At 73.5% G+C, this 16,859-nt stretch carries 12 protein-coding genes; 10 read left to right on the top strand and 2 right to left on the bottom strand.

All coding sequences use genetic code 11. From position 1 onward, the window contains the following. The 4 genes from AB0H81_RS37470 to AB0H81_RS37455 form a co-directional block, all read left to right on the top strand. On the top strand, nt 1-1,130 hold a 1,130-nt coding region (locus tag AB0H81_RS37470; RefSeq protein WP_358384775.1), incomplete at its 5' end, for a tetratricopeptide repeat protein. 61 nt (nt 1,131-1,191) lie between these two features. Further along, entirely contained in the window at nt 1,192-1,965 is a 774-nt protein-coding gene (locus tag AB0H81_RS37465) for a helix-turn-helix domain-containing protein (protein WP_358384773.1), read from the top strand. Next, nucleotides 1,962-4,457 carry a PEP/pyruvate-binding domain-containing protein gene (locus AB0H81_RS37460; RefSeq protein WP_358384770.1) on the top strand — a complete coding sequence of 832 codons (2,496 nt, stop codon included), beginning with the start codon at nt 1,962-1,964 and terminating at the stop codon, nt 4,455-4,457. Before AB0H81_RS37465 ends, AB0H81_RS37460 begins: the two co-directional genes overlap by 4 nt. A 69-nt stretch (nt 4,458-4,526) precedes the next feature. Next, nucleotides 4,527-5,393: an N-acetylmuramoyl-L-alanine amidase gene (locus tag AB0H81_RS37455; RefSeq protein WP_358384767.1), complete on the top strand. Its 867-nt coding sequence runs from the start codon at nt 4,527-4,529 to the stop codon at nt 5,391-5,393. 112 nt (nt 5,394-5,505) lie between these two features. On the opposite strand, the gene AB0H81_RS37450 is transcribed toward AB0H81_RS37455, so the two are convergent. After that, nucleotides 5,506-6,594: a macro domain-containing protein gene (locus AB0H81_RS37450; protein WP_358384765.1), complete on the bottom strand. Its 1,089-nt coding sequence runs from the start codon at nt 6,592-6,594 to the stop codon at nt 5,506-5,508. Nucleotides 6,595-6,778: 184 nt separating this feature from the next. Between AB0H81_RS37450 and AB0H81_RS37445 the strand changes: the two genes are divergently transcribed. Beyond that, a complete protein-coding gene (locus AB0H81_RS37445; RefSeq protein WP_358384762.1) occupies nt 6,779-8,011 on the top strand; it encodes an FxsB family cyclophane-forming radical SAM/SPASM peptide maturase in 1,233 nt (410 codons plus the stop codon). 40 nt (nt 8,012-8,051) lie between these two features. Next, nucleotides 8,052-9,566, top strand: a complete 1,515-nt coding sequence (locus AB0H81_RS37440) for an HEXXH motif-containing putative peptide modification protein (RefSeq protein ID WP_358384759.1) — start codon at nt 8,052-8,054, stop codon at nt 9,564-9,566. Between the two features lie 12 nt (nt 9,567-9,578). Here the strand turns inward: AB0H81_RS37440 and fxsT are convergent, their stop codons facing one another. Then, entirely contained in the window at nt 9,579-12,095 is a 2,517-nt protein-coding gene (fxsT, locus tag AB0H81_RS37435) for an FxSxx-COOH system tetratricopeptide repeat protein (protein ID WP_358384756.1), read from the bottom strand. A gap of 165 nt (nt 12,096-12,260) precedes the next feature. Between fxsT and fxsA the strand changes: the two genes are divergently transcribed. From fxsA to AB0H81_RS37415, 4 genes are all read left to right on the top strand, one after another. Next, complete coding sequence (gene fxsA, locus AB0H81_RS37430; protein WP_358384754.1) at nt 12,261-12,461, top strand: FxSxx-COOH cyclophane-containing RiPP peptide; 201 nt, start codon at nt 12,261-12,263, stop codon at nt 12,459-12,461. 24 nt (nt 12,462-12,485) lie between these two features. Beyond that, nucleotides 12,486-13,397: an SIR2 family protein gene (locus AB0H81_RS37425; protein ID WP_358384751.1), complete on the top strand. Its 912-nt coding sequence runs from the start codon at nt 12,486-12,488 to the stop codon at nt 13,395-13,397. Nucleotides 13,398-13,416: 19 nt separating this feature from the next. After that, nucleotides 13,417-15,369 carry a tetratricopeptide repeat protein gene (locus AB0H81_RS37420; protein ID WP_358384749.1) on the top strand — a complete coding sequence of 651 codons (1,953 nt, stop codon included), beginning with the start codon at nt 13,417-13,419 and terminating at the stop codon, nt 15,367-15,369. A 95-nt stretch (nt 15,370-15,464) separates the two neighbouring features. After that, a partial coding sequence (locus AB0H81_RS37415) for an MFS transporter (RefSeq protein WP_358384747.1) occupies nt 15,465-16,859 on the top strand: 1,395 nt, incomplete at its 3' end.

Here is a 16,859-nt window from a genome sequence, read left to right as displayed (position 1 = left end):
CCGCCGGCACGTCCACCGCCGCCGGCACGTCCACCGCCGCCGGCACGCCCGCCGCGCCCGCCCGTACCGCGCTGGAGGAGCTGGAGGGAATCGCCCGCCTGGCGCACGGGCGGGGCGAGCACCCGCTGGCCGTGCGGGCCCTGGCGGCGATGGGCGAGGACGGCGTGGCGGCGGCGCGTGAGCTGGGCGCGAGCTGCCCGGACCCCGGCGTGGTCCGCTCCTACTACGAGCTGGCCGGCTCCGGCCCGTTCGTCGAGCTGGACGTCGCAGAGCGCCTCGCCGAGCTGGGGCGGACCGCCGAGGCGCGGGAGATGTTCGAGCGGCTGCACGAGCACGAGGACCCGGACGTGCGGTTCGTGGCCGGGGGCAGGTTGCTCGCGCTGCTCGACGCCGAGGGAGACTCCGACGCCTTCTACAGCCTGGCCGAACGGCAGGCGGGCGACGCCGACAGCCCCGTCCCGGGGGTGTTCGGCGGCCTGCTCGGCATGCTCCAGGAACGCCAGGGAGACACGGAGGCGGCCCTGCGCACGCTGCGCGCGGCGGCCGGGACCGGCGAGCCCACGGCCCTCGCCCTGCTCGCCCAGGCCCTGGTCGCCGCCGGTGAGGTGGAGGAGGGCCGCGAGACCTACCGGCGGGTCCTGGACGCGGGCGACCCCGACCTGGCCGACCGGGCCGTGATCGCCATCGGGCAGACGTACCACGACGACGACGAGGCGGAGGCGCGCGCCTGGTACGTGCAGGCGCTGGGCGCGGAGGACGGGCACACGGCGGCCGTGGCGGCCATGTACCTGGGCGCGCTGGCCAAGCGGGCGCGCGACTTCCCGGAGGCGCTCGGCTGGTACCAGCGGGTGATCGACGCGGGCGACCCCGAGTCCGGCATGGCGGCGGCGCACCTGGGCGAGCTGTGTTACTGGCTGGGCGACCGCGACGGGGCGCTGCGCCACTACGAGCTGACCCTCACCCTCACGGACCGGCCCGACCTGGTGGCGGAGGCGGCCTGCCGGCTGGGCGAGATCCGCTATGAGCACGGCGACCTCGAGCTGGCCCGCCGACTCCTGGAGATGGCCGTGGCCACCGAGGACACCGTCTTCGCGCCGCAGGCGGCCGAACTCCTGGCGCGGCTGGGGTGACGTTGCGATGAATTGATTGACCACATAGTCTCATCCAGTCACGAAACTGAGGTGAGACGAGATGGTCAGGACGGGAAGGCCCCCGCAGGATCCGGCGAGCCGGCTGGAGCGGGCGCACCGGATCCTCGACGCCGCCGCGGAGCTGATCCTGCGCTGGGGCTACGACAAGACGACGATCGACGACGTGGCCCGGGGCGCGGGCGTCGCCAAGGGCACGATCTACCTGCACTGGAAGACGCGGGAGGAGCTCTTCTCCGCGCTGCTGCGCCGCGACCGGGTGGCCATGCTGGAGGAGGTGGCCGCCGCCGCGCCCGCGACGCTGCGCGAGCTGGTGCGCGAGCTCGCCGCGGGCCTGCTGCGCCGGCCGCTGATGACGGCGCTGATGACGGGCGACTCCGAGGTGCTGGGCAAGCTCGTACGGCAGAAGCGGCTCGGCGCGGCGGACGCCTCCCAGGTCCTGGCGGGGCAGATGGCCGCGTTCGAGGACTACCTGGCGGTGCTCGGACGGCACGGCGCCCTGCGTCCCGGCGGCGTGCCGGGGGAGCGGATCTCCGTGCTGAGCGCCGTGCTCTACGGGTTCCTCATGACGCGGGGCATGCTGCCGCCCGCGTCCGGGCCCGCGGAGGAGCGGCTGCCCGCCCTGATCGCCGAGACCGTGGACCTGGCCATCGGCTCGGGGACGCCCCTGGACGAGGAGGGGGCTCGTGCCGTCCGGCAGGCCACCTTCGGCTACATCGACGGCATGCGCGAGATCGCGTTGACCAAGCTGGCGGCGTCCCTGGACGTCCCCGTGGAGACCATGGCGCTGACGGGCGCAGAGGGAGGCCGGGCATGAAGGCCGTGCTGCCGTTCGACGACGAGGGCGCCGACCTGGAGACGGTGGGCGGCAAGGGCGCCTCGCTGGCGCGGCTGAGCCGCGCGGGGCTGCCCGTGCCCGGCGGGTTCCACGTCACCACGGCGGCCTACCGGGAGTTCACGGCCGGCCTGCGCGAGCGGATCGCCGAGGCCGCCGCGCGCCGCGACGCCGCCCGCGTCGCCGAGCTGTTCGCGGAGCGGGAGATGCCGCCCGGCCTGGCCGCCGAGATCCGCGCCGCCTACGACGCGCTCGGCGAGGGGCGGGCCGTCGTCGCCGTGCGCTCGTCCGCCACCGCCGAGGACCTGCCGGACATGTCGTTCGCCGGCCAGCAGGACACCTACCTCGGCGTCGAGGGCGACGGGCTGCTCGACGCGGTCAAGCGCTGCTGGGCCTCGCTGTGGAACGAGCGCGCCATCGCCTACCGGGAGCACAACGGCGTGCCGCACGACGACATGGCGCTGGCCGTGGTGGTGCAGGAACTGGTCGAGGCCGACGCGGCGGGCGTCATGTTCACCGCAGACCCCGTCACCGGCGCCCGCGACCGGATCGTCGTCAACGCCTCCTGGGGGCTCGGCGAGGCCGTCGTCGGCGGCCAGGTCACCCCGGACACGATCGTCGTGTCGGACGGCGCCGTGACCGAGACCCGGATCGGGGACAAGGCCGTGATGACCGTGCGCGTCCCCGGCGGCACCCGCGAACAGCCCGTGCCCGGCGAGCTGCGCCGCCGTCCGGTGCTGGACGACCGGCAGGCCGTACGGCTGGCGGAGCTGGGGGCCCGGATCCAGGAGCTGTACGGCACGCCGATGGACGTGGAGTGGGCCCGCCGCGGCGGCGAGCTGTTCGTCCTCCAGGCGCGGCCCGTCACCGGCCTCGCCCCCGAGGTCGAGGAGTGGAACGACAGCCTCGAGGGCGGCCACCTGTGGACCGCCGGCAACCTGGGCGAGGCCATCCCCGACGTGATGACGCCCGCCACATGGTCGTTCGTGCGGCTGTTCATCCACGAGGCGATGCACGCCTCGACGCTGCCGGGCTTCGCCCTGGTCGGCAACATCGGCGGACGCTTCTACATGAACCTCAGCGTGACCTTCTCCATCGCCCGGGCCCTCGGCATGGGCGGCCGGCTCGGCGCCGTGGAGCAGGTCTTCGGCAAGCTGCCGCCCGGCCTGGACGTGCCGCTGCTGACGACCTCGCGCTGGGAGATCGTCAAGAGGACGCTGCCCATGGCGCTGACCCTGCGCCGCCGCGTGCGCGACAACCTCAAGGGCATGCCCGCGTTCCTCGCGACCTCCCAGCGGCGGTGCGAGGAGCTGCGCGCCCGGATCGCCTCCACCGCGACCGGCCCCGAGCTGGCCGCGCTCTGGGCGGACGAGATCGAGCCGCACTACGTCACCGCCTGCCGCATGCTGGAGGCGGCCGGCCGACAGGGCGGCGCCACGCTCGTGTGGACCCGCGACAAGCTGCGCCGGATGGTCGGCGAGGTCGAGGCCGAGGCCATGCTGACCGGCGCGGGAGCGGGCGGCGAGCTGGCCAGCCTCGGGCCGGTGACCGGCCTGGCCCGGCTGGCCGCCGGCGAGATCGACCGTGACACCTACGCCAGGACCTACGGGCACCGCGGGCCGCACGAGTTCGAGGTGTCGACACCGCGGCCCGGCGAGGACCCGGCCTGGATCGACGCGGCGCTGGCCGGCCTGCGCGACGCCGCCGACGGCACGCGGGCGCTGCTCGAACGCCAGGGGGAGGCCCGCGACGCCGCCTGGGAGCGCTTCGCCCGCCGCTACCCGCGCCGCGTGGCGAGGATGCGCGAGCGGGTCCGCCGCTGGAACGGGGTGGTGCGCGACCGCGAGGCCACGCGCTCCGAGGTCATCCGGGCGTTCTGGGTGCTGCGCGCGTTCGTGGTGCGCGCGGGAGAGCTGACCGGGCACGGCGACGACCTGTTCTTCCTGCACCTGGAGGAGATCCTCGCCGTGCTGCGCGGCTCGTCCGGGCCGCTCGGCCGCGTTCCGGTACGCCGCGCCACGTACGAGCGGTACGCCGCGCTGCCGCCGTACCCGGCGCTGATCGTCGGCCCGTTCGACCCGGTGCGCTGGGCGGCGGACCCGGACCGGCGCGCCGACGTGTACGACGCCCGCGGCGCGTCCGCGCCCGCCGCCGACACGGTGACCGGTTTCCCCGGCGCTCCGGGCGTCGTGGAGGGCGTGGTGCGGGTGCTGTCCGGCCCCGAGGACGGCGAGCGGCTCCGGCCCGGCGAGATCCTGGTCACGACGCTGACGAACGTCGGGTGGACGCCCATGTTCCCGCGGGCGGCGGCCGTCGTGACCGACATGGGGGCGCCGCTGTCGCACGCCTCGATCGTGGCCAGGGAGCTCGGCATCCCGGCCGTGGTGGGGACGGGCAACGCCACCATGCGGCTGCGCGACGGCGACCGCGTCCGGGTGGACGGGGAGCGGGGCACGGTCGAGCTGCTGCCCTGAACGGGGATCTTCCGAATCCGGGCGGAACGTAGACCGGGGCGTGCGGAGGCGGCCGGTACGGTACGAGGCATGCGCGCCGATGGGACGGCACCGGTGATCGCCGCGGCGCTGATGGCGCTGGCCACGGCGTGCGGCGGCGCGAGCCCGCCCGCCCGCGAGGCGGCCACGCCGCCCGCCGCCTCCTCACCGTCACGCCCCGCGCCCCGGCCCGGGGACGGGCGGACGACGTCCACGGAGCCCCGAGGCGCGCGGGCGACGCCCACCGGGGCCGGGAAGTCGCTGGCCGGGAAGGTCGTCGTGATCGACCCGGGCCACAACGGCGGCAACGCCGCCCACCCCGCCGAGATCAACCGCCAGGTCGACATCATCACCGGGCGCAAGCCGTGCAACACCACCGGCACCAGCACGAACGCCGGATATCCCGAGCATGCCTTCACCTGGGACGTCGCCCGGCGGTTGCGCCCGCTGCTCCAGGCCGAGGGCGCCAAGGTCGTGCTCACCCGCCCGGACGACAAGGGCGTCGGCCCGTGCATCACCGAGCGGGCCGCCATCGGCAACAGGGCCAGGGCCGACGCCGTCCTGTCCATCCACGGCGACGGGGCGGTGTCCTCCGGCCACGGCTTCCACGTGATTCTGCCCGGCCTCGTCGCCGGCCACAACGACGCCATCATCCGTCCGTCACGGCGGCTGGGCGTCGACGTGCGCGACGACTTCCACCGCCTCACCGGTCTGCCGTACGCCACCTACACGGCCAGGAACGGCCTGTCGATCCGCACCGACCTCGGCGGGCTCAACCTGTCGACGCGGCCCGCGGTGTTCGTCGAGTGCGGCAACATGCGCAACCGCGGCGACGCCGCCAGGATGTCCGACCCGGGGTTCCGGCAGCGCATGGCCGCCGCCCTCGCCGCCGGAATCACCCGCTACCTCCACGGATGAACGGCGGCCGTTTCCCCTTTTCCTTTCCCGGGCGGGCGGATCACTTCTCGCGCGATTCCAGATCGTCTTGCGTTTTCCGGATTCCGTACCGCCCGATTCTTTCGAACCTCATTCACGACGTCCGCGGGCCCTTTCCACCTTTCCGGGGGCGTCGTCCCGGCCTCGGCCGGGTGAACGCCGGCCGTAACCGCTCGCAGTCGTCCAGCGCCCGCTCGCAGGCCGCCAGCTCGGCGTCGGTGTAGGCGAGCAGGTAGACCGACCGCACCCGCGGCTCCGGCGGCCCCGACAGGTGCCCCACGATGGCGTTGACCATCGTGCGGACGGTGGCCTCCACCGGCGCGCCGCCCGTGCCCGCCCCGAGGATCGGCAACAGCGCCGACGCCGCCCGGCGCTCGCCGTCGCGCACCTCCCCGGCCAGGGCCAGGGCGTTGCGGACGCACGCGGCCAGGTTGCCGACCTGGCCGTATCCGGCGCCCGTGCCGTGCACGGCCGCCGCGTGGACGACGCCCATGACGCCGTGGCGCTCGGCCAGCCCGTGGGCTCCGGTGACGATCGAGGTCCCGGGCTCCACCGACGGCTGGCCGCCGAGCCGCGTCCGCAGCTCGTCGGCCACCAGGTCCTCCACCACCCGGCCGGTCACCGGGTCGCGACGGGCGCCCTCGTAACGGATGATCGCCGAGATGGAGGTCTCGTGGAACCGGCACATCTGCATGTCCGTGTTCTCCGAGTTGACCCAGACGTCCACGCCCTTGACGCCGCGCAGGTCGCCGGTGATCACGATGAGCCGCCGGTCGGTGGCGCCGTCCAGGACGTACTCGTACGTCCTGGTCTCCTCGATGGGCGAGGGCAACCGCAGCAGCGCGCGCAGCTCCTCGGCCTCCCGGGTGCGCCCGGCCAGCTCTCCGCGCAGCCGGTCGACCGTGGCGGCGGCCCTGGTCGTCCGCGTGCCGTACCACCACAGGAACACGAACAGCGCGACCGCGCCCGTCGCGGTGGCGCCCACGACCCCGGCCGAGAACTCGCTCTGCGGGAAGAACGAGAAGATCAGCAGCACCGGGAACAGCGAGATCAGCAGCCAGGACACCACGTAGGCCCGCTCGGAGCCGCCCCCGTCCCCGCGACACGACCGCCAGGCATAACCGCCGAGACCCACGAGAAGGCTGAACACCGCCATGGCGAGAACCACCGGCTCGGCTTTCATCTGAGCTCCCCACCCGGATATCGGAACGGCACTATCCGGTTTTTGCGGACCGTACGAGGAAGCGCCCGCGCGACGGCGACCGGCATTTACTTTAATCCCGGCGGGATGCCGGTATCCATTCATCCGCGGCCCGGTTACCATCGGTATTTGCTCATGCTTTCGGGCTCACGGGAGTGGTTTCTCGATGAAATCCGGCGCGGCGCGGCCAGGGCGTGAGTGGCCCGCCACGCTCGACGTCGACGGGCTCGTCGCGGACGGCTGGCGCCCCCGCCCCTTCCGGCAGTTCCTGCTCAAGGTGCACAGCAGGTGCAACCTCGCCTGCGACTACTGCTACGTCTACACGCTCGGCGACCAGAGCTGGCGCTCCCAGCCGAAGGTCATGTCGCCCGCCGTCGTCGCCACCGCCGCGCGCCGCATCGCCGAGCACGCCCGCGCCCACCGGCTCCGCTCCGTCCGGGTCATCCTGCACGGTGGCGAGCCGCTGCTGGCCGGGCCCGCGTACCTGGCCGACACCGTCCGCGCCATCCGCGCCGAGGCGGCGCCCGACGTGCGCGTGGACGCGGCCGTCCAGACCAACGCCGTGCTGCTCGACGAGCAGGCCCTGCGCGCCTTCCACGAGCTGGACCTCAAGGTCGGCGTCAGCCTCGACGGCAGCCCGCGCGCCCACGACCGCAACCGCCGCCACGCCGACGGGCGCGGCACCCACGCCGCCGTCGCCGCCGCCCTGCGCCTGCTGACCCGCCCCGCCTACCGGCACCTGTACGCGGGACTGCTCTGCACGATCGACCTGGCCAACGACCCCGTGGAGACGTACGAGTCGCTCATCGCGTTCGACCCGCCCGTGATCGACCTGCTGCTGCCGCACGGCACCTGGGAGTCGCCGCCGCCGGAGCGCACCCCCGACCAGAGCCGCGCCCCCTACGGCGACTGGCTGATCGCGATCTTCGACCGCTGGTACGGCTCGGACCGGGACGAGACGGTGGTCAGGTTGTTCCACGAGATCATCCGGCTGCTCCTCGGCGGCGCGTCGGCGAGCGAGGCCGTGGGGCTGACGCCGGCGACCCTGGTGGTGGTCGAGACCGACGGCACCGTCGAGCAGACCGACTCGCTCAAGGTCGTCCGCCACGGCGCCGCCGCGACGGGCCTGAACATCGCCGACCACCCGTTCGACGAGGCGCTGCGGCATCCGGGCATGGTGGCGCGGCAGCTCGGCTGGGCCGCGCTGGGCGAGGAGTGCCGGGCGTGCCGGTTCGGGCGGGTGTGCGGGGCGGGGCTGTATCCGCACCGCTACCGGCCGGGGACCGGGTTCCGCAACCCGTCGGTGTACTGCGCCGACCTGTACCGGCTGATCGGGCACATCCGCTCGCGCGTCGTCGCCGACCTGCGACGGCCGCCCGCGTCCACGGAGGGGCCATGACGTCGGACGGGGACATGACGGTGGATCAGGAGGGGCCGACGTGACGGCGGAACCGGGGCATTCCCGCGCGCTGCCCGCCGAGGCGTTCGCAGCCCTCGCCCGGGGCGGGGGCGGGGCCGCCGCGGTCCGCCACCTGCGCGCCTCCGAGCGGGGCCGGCACATGCTGCTGATCCTCGGGGTGGTGGAGGCGGCCAGGCGGGCCGGTCATCCGCACGCGGGGGCGGCGGAGCGGGCGTACGCGGCGCTGGCCGCGCTGGAGCGGGCGGCGCCGGCGGCGGTGGACACGCTGATCCGGTACCCGGCGGTGGGCGCGTGGGCCCGCAGCACGGCCGGAGCCCTCTTGCGAGGAACCAGCCGCACTCCGGGCGCCGCCGCGGGGAGCGGAGAACCGGCGGGCGATGGTCCTGCGAATGGCGGTCCTGCGGGCGGCGGGGCGGCGTGGGGCGGGCATGATCCGGCGCGGCTGGGGGCCGTGGCCGCGGCGGCGGCGCTGCGGGCGGGCCTGCCGTACGAGGGGGAGGCGCCGGTCGCCGCCGGGCACGTCACCCTGCCGTCGCTGGGACGCCTCGCCGTGCCGGGGGAGGACGGCCTCGTACGCCTCACCGTGCGCCCCGGAGGCCACCTGACCGCGGGCCCGGCCGAGGCGCCCATGGCCGAGGTCACCGTGGCCGAGCGCACCGTAACCGGGGAAACCGTGGACGAGCTCACCGTGGACGAGCGCACCGTGGGCGCGGCGGCGGGGTGGTGGCGCGGGACGGTCCCCGGCGCGGACGTGGAGTCGCCCGCCTGGCGGGGACTCCACCGGCTGACCGCGGAGGCCGGCGGGCGGCGGCTCGCCGTGCTCCTCGACGACCTCGACCCGTACCGCTGGCCGGCCGGCTCCGCCCGGCGCGGCCCCCTTCCCGCCCCCGAGCGCGAGACCCTCGCGGCGCGCCTGCGCGACGCCTGGCGCGTCCTGCAGTCCGGACACCGGACCCTCGCCGAGGAGAGCGCCGCGATCGTCACGGTCCTCACCCCGATCGACGCGCCCGAACGCGACCGCACGCGGAGCGCCTCCTCCGGCGACCACTTCGGCGCGCTCGCCCTGTCGGCGCCGCCCGACGGGCTGTGGCTGGCGGGCACGTTCGCCCACGAGGTGCAGCACGCCAAGCTCGGCGCGCTGCTGGCCCTCGTCCCGCTGCTGCGGCCGGACGACGGGCGCCGCTTCTACGCCCCGTGGCGCGACGACCCCCGGCCCGCGCACGGGCTGCTCCACGGCGCGTACGCCTTCCTGGGCGTGAGCGGGTTCTGGCGGCGGCAGAGGAGCCTGCTGGAGGACGAGGAGGACCGGTTCCGCGCCGAGGTCGAGTTCGCCCGCTGGCGGGAGGCCGCGTACGACGCCACGGGGACGCTGGCGGCCGGCGGGCTGCTGACGGAGGCGGGGGAGGCGTTCGTGGCGGGCATGCGCGGCACGCTGGAGGGCTGGCTGAAGGAGCCCGCGCGGGAACGGGCGGACGCGGCGGCCCGCCACGAGTCCGACCGCCACCGCGCCCGCTGGAACGCCGCCCACACCTGACGGGCGTGCGGGTCAGAGCGGCGGCGGGTCGAAGTCCATGTCGACGCGCCCGCCCGCCAGGATCTCCCTGCGGTGGTCCGAGGAGGTGTCGTCGAGCCTGAGCCGGCCGCGCATCTCCGCGTCCAGGCGGTCGGCCTCCTCCTGCTCGCCCGTCGCCCGCAGGTCGAGGACGAGGTTGTGGGTGGCGGAGAACGTGATGTAGTGGTCCCGGTCGAAGTGCGCGGCCAGGTCGTCCAGGACCTGCCGGCCGAGATCCCTGGCCGGTCCGTGCTCGCCGAGGACGGACAGGTCGCTGGCGAGGTTGATGGCGCAGCTCAGCACGTAGTCGTGCTTGGGGCCGAGGCGCCGGAGCAGGGTCTCGCGCACCTCCTCGTTCAGTGCCCTGGCCTCGTCCGGCCGGCCCCGCAGCCGGTGCAGCAGGGCCAGGTTGAGCCGGCAGCCGTGCGTGTAGGGGTGTCCCGCCCCGTAGACCTCGGCGTACCTGGAGGCCGTGTCCTTCGTCAGGCGGAAGGCGTCCTCCAGCTCGCCCATGCGGCGCAGGACGTTGGCCAGGTTGACGGCCGCCGCCAGGGTGTCGGGGTTGCGCGGGCCGAACAGGGCGCTCAGCCGGCTGTGCGTGAGCTCCGCCAGCTCGCGCGCCTCGGCGAGGTCGCCCCGCATCCGCAGGGCGATGGACAGGTCCTTGCCCGCCTTCAGCGTCAGCGGGTGGTCGGGGCTCAGCTCCGTGCGCCCGTAGTCGTACGCCTCCGCGCCGATGTCGCAGGCGTCGGAGAAGTCACCGCACAGCCGCACCACCCGGGCCAGGCCGGTCATCGTGTTGAGGATGTCCCACCGGCTCGCCCCGCCGGAGCCGCTGGTCTGCTCCAGGTAGGTGTGCTCGTGCTCCTTGCGCGCGGCCGTGTAGTCACTGGTGAGGGCGTAGTCGAGCGCGAGGTTGCCGATCACGCGCAGCGTGCGCGGGTCGTCCTTGCCGAACACCTTCTCGTGCAGTTCGCGGGAGTTCGCGTCCTCCTCGGCGGCCTTGCCGAAGTCGCCGCTGGCGCGCAGGTTCGCGCCGAAGTTGTTGATGACGCCCAGGGTCTCCTCGTGCTCGGGGCCGAGCGTGCGGCGCATCAGGGCCAGCGTCTCCTCGTTCAGCGTGTACGAGGTGTCGTACTCGCCGAGCTGCCACAGCACGTTGCCCAGGTGCCGGCGGACGGCCAGCACGTCGGGGTCGTCCGGCCCCGAGTTCTGCGTCCACTTCTCCAGCAGCTGCTCGGCGATGTCGCGCGCGGTGCGGTAGTCGCCCCGGCGGTAGAGGTAGCGCATGACCTTGATGGCGAACTCGCGGACCGCGTCGTCCTCGCAGTCGGCCACCAGGGACGGCCGCAGGTGGCCCACGAGCTCCGCCCAGCGGGGCCAGGTGGTGTTGTCGTCGGGGTCGCGCGGGGCGCCGTTGGCCAGCAGCCGGTGGACGACGTGGCGGGTCGCGGCCTGCTCCGTCACGTCCAGGTCGTCGCGGAGCAACGCCTGGATCAGCCGGTGGACCTGGAGCGTGCGGCTGTCGGAGTCGATGCGGGCCAGCGCGAAGCGGTTGAGCTCGCCGATCGACTTGCTCAGCTCGATGGGGCTGGACAGCAGGCTGCTGAGCTGGGGCGGAAGGGGGCCGCCGCCCGGGCGGAACACGTCGCGCGGGATGGGCTCGGGGCCGAAGAACGCGCAGCAGCGCAGGATGTCGATGGCCTCGGGGCGGCGCGCCTGCAGGTGGGTCACCGAGAGCCGCCAGGCGGCCGTCATGGACGTCGGGTACTCGGTCGGCCTGCCCACGGCCAGCAGCTCGCGGGTGTTCTTCTCCAGCTGGCTCAGGTAGTCGTCCACGGAGATGGCGGTCTGCGTCATCAGCGAGCTGGCCTGCTCCAGCGCGAGCGGCAGGTCGCCCAGGGCGTCGGCGACCCGGTCGGCGTCGGCGGGGTCGATCCTGGGCAGGCGCTTGGTCAGGAACTCGACGCTCTCCTCGCGGGCGAACACGTCGACCGACACGGTCTCGGCCGCGGTGTCCCAGCGCGTGTTGCGCGAGGTGATGAGGACGTGGCCGTTGGCGGGGATGTAGCCCTTGATCGACTCGGGCTGGTCGGCGTTGTCGAAGACCAGCAGCCAGCGGCTGTACGGGTCGCCCCGCTCCAGCGCCTCGCGGACCGCCTCGGCCGACTCGTCCACGCCCACCGTGTCGGCGTGGGCGACGCCGAGGCGGGGCGCGAGCGCCGCCAGCGCGGGAGGCACCAGCGCCTTCTGGTCGGCCGTGATCCACCAGACGACGTCGTACTCGCCCCGGTAGCGCCAGCAGTACTCGATGGCCAGCTGCGTCTTGCCCACGCCGCCGAGGCCGTGCAGCGCCTGCGGGAGGGGGACGACGGCGGTCACCTCGCCGATGCTGCGCCGGATCTGCGCCAGTAACTCCTCGCGGCCGGTGAAGTTCCGGTTGCGAGGGGGCACCTTGCCCCAGACCTCGGGAGCCCGCTCCGGCGTCGTGACGTTGCCCACCGAGATCATCTGGAACCTCCCGCATCTGGAAGATTATTTTCCGCTACCGCGATCCTAAAGGTTGAATAGCGCGGCGTCGCGTCACAGAATCGCATATAGCGATGAAACGATCGCGAGGGAGCGATCATCTCCATTTATCGGTCAGATATCAGGTCACGTAACACCAGATAACGGGTGGCCGAATACGGCCCCCAGACCGTCCACAGGGAGAAGTGCATGAGCGAAGAGTCGTCCGGAACGGCTGTTCTCATCGATGTCTCGGATCTGCCCCTCGACGATCTTCCCGCTCTCGGCAACGCCAGGCTGAGGCGGGCGCTCGAACAGCTCGTCGCGAGGAACGGAGAGGCGGTCGCCGCGTTCAACTCCGCGATGTGAGCGGAGGCGGCGCGCGGCTGAGTGATGGCGGAGATCGCGTGGCGGGACGGTGAATGGGATCGGCTGGTCGATCAGTTGAGCAAGGGCGACTGCGTGCCTTTCGTCGGGGCCGGCGCCAGCGCCGGCGTCCTTCCGGACGCGCGGAGGCTGAGCCGGCGGCTGGCCGAGAAGTACAAGTACCCGTACGACCGGCCGGACGACCTCACCGAGGTCACCGACTACCTCGTGTGGTGGTTCGGCGGCGACGTCCCGTACGTGAAGTCGCTGATCTGCGAGGAGTTCCGGGTGGGGGCGGACGGCCTGGACGCGGTGCCGGAGCCGTACGCCCTCCTGGCGGAGCTCCCCCTGCCGATCTTCATCACCACCAATTACGATGATTTCTTACTCAAAGCGCTGACGCGCACCCACAAAACGCCAAATGTCGCCATTTGTCCGTGGCATGACCAGATCGACCACAGCCAGGAGCTGCTCAGCAGCGAGGCGGGCTGGAATCCGCGCCCCGAATCCCCGCTGATCTACCACCTGCACGGCAGCATGCGCCAGCCGCAGTCGATCGTGCTGACCAACGACGATTACGAGGAGTTCATCACCAGTCTGGTGGCCGATCGGGACATCATACCGCCCGTCATCCGGGCGGCCCTGACGACGCGATCGCTGCTGTTCATCGGTTACGGAATGCGCGACATGACGTTCCGGACCATCTTCAACGGCTTGCAGCGGGTGTTGCCGGGAATGGTCCGGCGGCGGCACGTGAGCGTTCAGCTCCCGCCCCCCGGGGAGCCGACGGGAGGGGACGCCGGGCCGTCGATGATGCAATATCAGGCGGCTCGCTTCGATAAATGGCGCATTTCCATCTACTGGGGGACAATCGACGAATTCACGGGGGAGCTTCGGCGGCGATTGGGACGACATGATGACACCCCGCAGCAGAGCTGAGCAGCAGGGAGGGCCGTACGTGGGGCCGCGCGCGTTCCGGCCCGAGGACCGCCACGTCTTCTTCGGGCGGGCCAGGGAGGCGCGCGAGCTGGCCGACCACTGGCAGGCCAACCCGCTGACCTTCCTGAGCGGCCCGGCCGGCGCGGGCAAGACCTCGCTGCTCCAGGCCGGCGTCATGCCGCTCCTCGATCCGGACGTGCTGGACGCGCTGCCCGTCGGGCACGTGTCCTCCGGCGCGCGGATCCCGATCGTGCTGCGGGGCGGCTCCAACCCGTACGTCTTCGCCGTGCTCTCGTCCTGGCTGCCGTACGAGGCGCCGTCCGGGCTGTCCGACGTGACGATCCCCGGCTTCCTGGCGCGGCGGCGCGTCCGTCACGACCAGTACGGCGACCCGATGCTCACGCTGATCGCGGTCGACGACGCCGAGACGCTGCTCGCCCCCGGCCGTGACCCGGAGGCGAGCGAGGACCTCCTCGCCCAGCTCGCCACGGCCCTGAAGGACGACCGCGACCTGCACGCGCTCGTCGTGGTCCGCGAGGACGCGCTGCCGATGCTGAGGAGCCGGCGCGAGAAGGTCTTCCGGCAGGCGGTCGAGTACGCCGTCGAGGCGCTCGAACCGGCCGCGGCGACGGCCGCCGTCCGCGGTCCGGCGGAGGCCGCGGGACGTCCCTTCGCGCCGGACGCGGCGGAGAAGCTGGTGGAGGACCTGCTGACCGTCCGGCGGGTCAGCTCCCAGGGCGACGAGACCGAGGAGCGGCTGCCCCTGGTCGAGCCGTTGCAGCTCCAGGTGGTGTGCTCCGCGCTGTGGAAGGCCCTGCCGCCGGACGCCGCCGCCGTCACCGCCGGGCACGTGCGGGAACTGGGCGACGTCGCCCGGTCGCTGGCCGACTTCTACGACGACGTGATCGAGGAGGTGGCCCGCGACACCTATCACGGCGAGACCGAGCGGCTGCGGGCCCGGCTGCGCGACGCGTTCGTGGACGAGAAGGGCGGCCGCAAGGACGTGGTGGCCGGGTCGGCGGAGAGCGCCGGGTTGCCGGACGCGGTGGTCAGGGCGCTGGCCGGGCGTCATGTGCTCCGGCTGGAGGAGCGGCCCCAGGGCGGCAGCCGCTGGCGGCTCTCCCACGACCACCTCGTACGGGCGCTCACGCGCGGCCAGGAGGGCCGGACGCCGGCCGGGCGGGCGGACCCGGCGGAGTACCGGCGGCTGGCGGAGGGGGCTCTGCGCGACGGCGACCTCGAGCGCGCCCGGGACTACGCCCGCACGGCGCTGCGTCACTGCGGGCCGGACAAGCGCCTGCGGGCGGACGTGGAGCAGATCCTCGCGGACGTCGCCTACCGGAGCGACGACCTGGACGCCGCCGTGGACCACTACGGACGGGCCTCCGTCCTGCTCCAGTCCCTGCCCGGCGCGGAGGGGCGCCTGGCCGGGGTGCTGACGGCCATCAGCCAGATCATGATGGCGCAGGGACGGTTCGAGCCGGCGCTGCGCGAGCTGGAGGTCGCCGCCGCGCGGCGTCCCGACGACCCGGGCATCCGGGTGGAGCTGGCCTGGGTGATGTGGTGCTCCGGGCACGTCAACGGCGCCGTGGACGTGCTCGACACGGTGCTGGCCGAGGAGGGCGACGAGCGGCGGGCACTGCGCGCGCGGGGCGAGATCATGGCCGACCTCGGACGGTTCACCCCGGCTCTGCGCGATCTCGGGCGGCTGGACTGGGGGTACTCGCCGTCCGCGCGGTCGGCGTACGCGCTGGCCCTGGCGCTGGAGGGACGCGTGGAGGAGGCACTGGACCTCGCGCCGCCCGTCGAGCACGAGACGAACGTGACCGTGCTGCTCCGGGTCGCCCGGATCCGCGACGCGGCGGGCCGGGACGACGCTGCCGCTCTGGCCCGCCGGGCCCTGGAGGACGGCGTGCGGCCGCCCCTCCCGCGGCCGCTGGTCGCGGTGGCGCAGCGCCTGGTGCGGGGCTAAATCAGCGATCCCATAATCAAAAAAGGTTTCCCGTGCATTAGCATTCAGCGGTGAGTCCTGACCCGTTACCGCCGGGACCCGACGAAACTCACTCCATGGTTCCTGCCGGTATAAAGGGTAAGGTGAGGAGACGAGGACCGCTGGCGGTTCTTGTCGCTTATCCCGGTTTCCGGAGGCTTTGGCTGGGTTCGGCCGTATCCATGGCCGGCACTCGGGCGCTCGGCGTCGTCTATCCGTTGCTCGCGGTTCTGGACGGGCGCTCCGTCGTGTGGGCCGGATGGGTGATCTTCGCCTGGACGGTGCCGACGCTGCTCTACATCCCGGCCGGAGCCCTGGTCGACCGGTGGGACCCGCGCCTGGTGCTGCGATGGAGCGAGGTCCTGCGGGGGGTGGCGATCGCCAGCGTCGTCCTGGCCCTCGCGTGGGGGCGGCTCGACATCTGGCACCTGCTCGCCGTCGCGTTCTTCGAGGCCGCGTTCTCGGTCTTTTCCTCTCTCGCGGAAACCGCTCTTATTTCGGCCATAGTCCGCAAAAAGGATATAGGGAACGCGATGGCCGTCCATGAGAGCAGCGTGCACATCGCGGTGCTCACCGGACGCCCTCTCGGCGGCCTTTTGTTCGGCTGGATGCCCGCCGCCCCGCTCGTCGCCAACCTCGTCCTGATCGGCGGCTTCCTCTCGGCGCTGCGCGGCCTCGGAGCGTCGTTCACCTCCCGCGACCGGGCGCCGCTGCTCCAGGAGATCCGCCGGGGCATCACCGTCGTGCGGGGCGACGCCTTCCTCCGGGTCGCCACGTGGTTGACCGCCTCCACCAATCTGATCTTCCAGGCGCTGGTCATCGTGTTCATCGCCGCGGGCGTGGACCACGGCACCTCGCCGCTCGTCACCGGGCTCGTCCTGGCCGCGAGCGGCGTGGGCGGGCTCGTCGGCTCACTGGTCGCGCCGCGCCGCGGCCGGGTGGCCGCCTGGCTCGGCGGCAGGACCGCCCGCAGGCCCGTCGTCGGCAAGGTGACCGACCACGCGGGGCTGACCCGGCGGGGCCGCTCCACGCTCGTGCTGCACGCATGGCTGTGGGTGCTGTCGCTGGCGCTGATCGCGTTCACCAACGCCCCGGTCTTCTTCGCGGCCGGCCTGGTCGTCATGGGCGCGGCGGGCGGGCTCAGCAACGTGACCATCAAGACGGTGACGAGCCGCAGCCACCCGGATCTCATCGCCCGCGTCACCGGCTTCTCCCGGCTGGTCAGCCACGGGGCGTCCGCCGCCGGCCCGCTGTTCGGCAGCGTCCTGCTCATGCTCTTCGGCGTCCACCTGACCGTGTTCGTGCTGCTGGGGCTCACGCTGCTCATCGCGTCGCTCGTCACGTGGGTGCGCCGGCTGCGCCGCAGCCTGTCCCCCCGCTGGGAGCGGCCGCGTGAGCGACCGGCGCCGCGTCCGGGGGCCGTGGCCCCCTTCCCCGCCCGGCGGGGCGACCGCGTACCCGCCGGGCGTCCC

Source organism: Nonomuraea sp. NPDC050691 (assembly GCF_040654455.1).
Taxonomy (GTDB): Bacteria; Actinomycetota; Actinomycetes; order Streptosporangiales; family Streptosporangiaceae; genus Nonomuraea.
Note: the sequence above shows the minus strand (reverse complement) of the source record. Positions and strands in the feature narration are given on the sequence as shown.

Excerpts from the sequence above, each read along its gene's own strand:
- AB0H81_RS37445 (WP_358384762.1), top strand. The coding sequence starts at position 6,779 with ATGAAATCCGGCGCGGCGCGGCCAGGGCGTGAGTGGCCCGCCACGCTC.
- AB0H81_RS37465 (WP_358384773.1), top strand. The coding sequence starts at position 1,192 with ATGGTCAGGACGGGAAGGCCCCCGCAGGATCCGGCGAGCCGGCTGGAG.
- AB0H81_RS37460 (WP_358384770.1), top strand. The coding sequence starts at position 1,962 with ATGAAGGCCGTGCTGCCGTTCGACGACGAGGGCGCCGACCTGGAGACG.
- AB0H81_RS37455 (WP_358384767.1), top strand. The coding sequence starts at position 4,527 with ATGCGCGCCGATGGGACGGCACCGGTGATCGCCGCGGCGCTGATGGCG.
- fxsT (WP_358384756.1), bottom strand. The coding sequence starts at position 12,095 with ATGATCTCGGTGGGCAACGTCACGACGCCGGAGCGGGCTCCCGAGGTC.
- AB0H81_RS37450 (WP_358384765.1), bottom strand. The coding sequence starts at position 6,594 with ATGAAAGCCGAGCCGGTGGTTCTCGCCATGGCGGTGTTCAGCCTTCTC.
- AB0H81_RS37425 (WP_358384751.1), top strand. The coding sequence starts at position 12,486 with ATGGCGGAGATCGCGTGGCGGGACGGTGAATGGGATCGGCTGGTCGAT.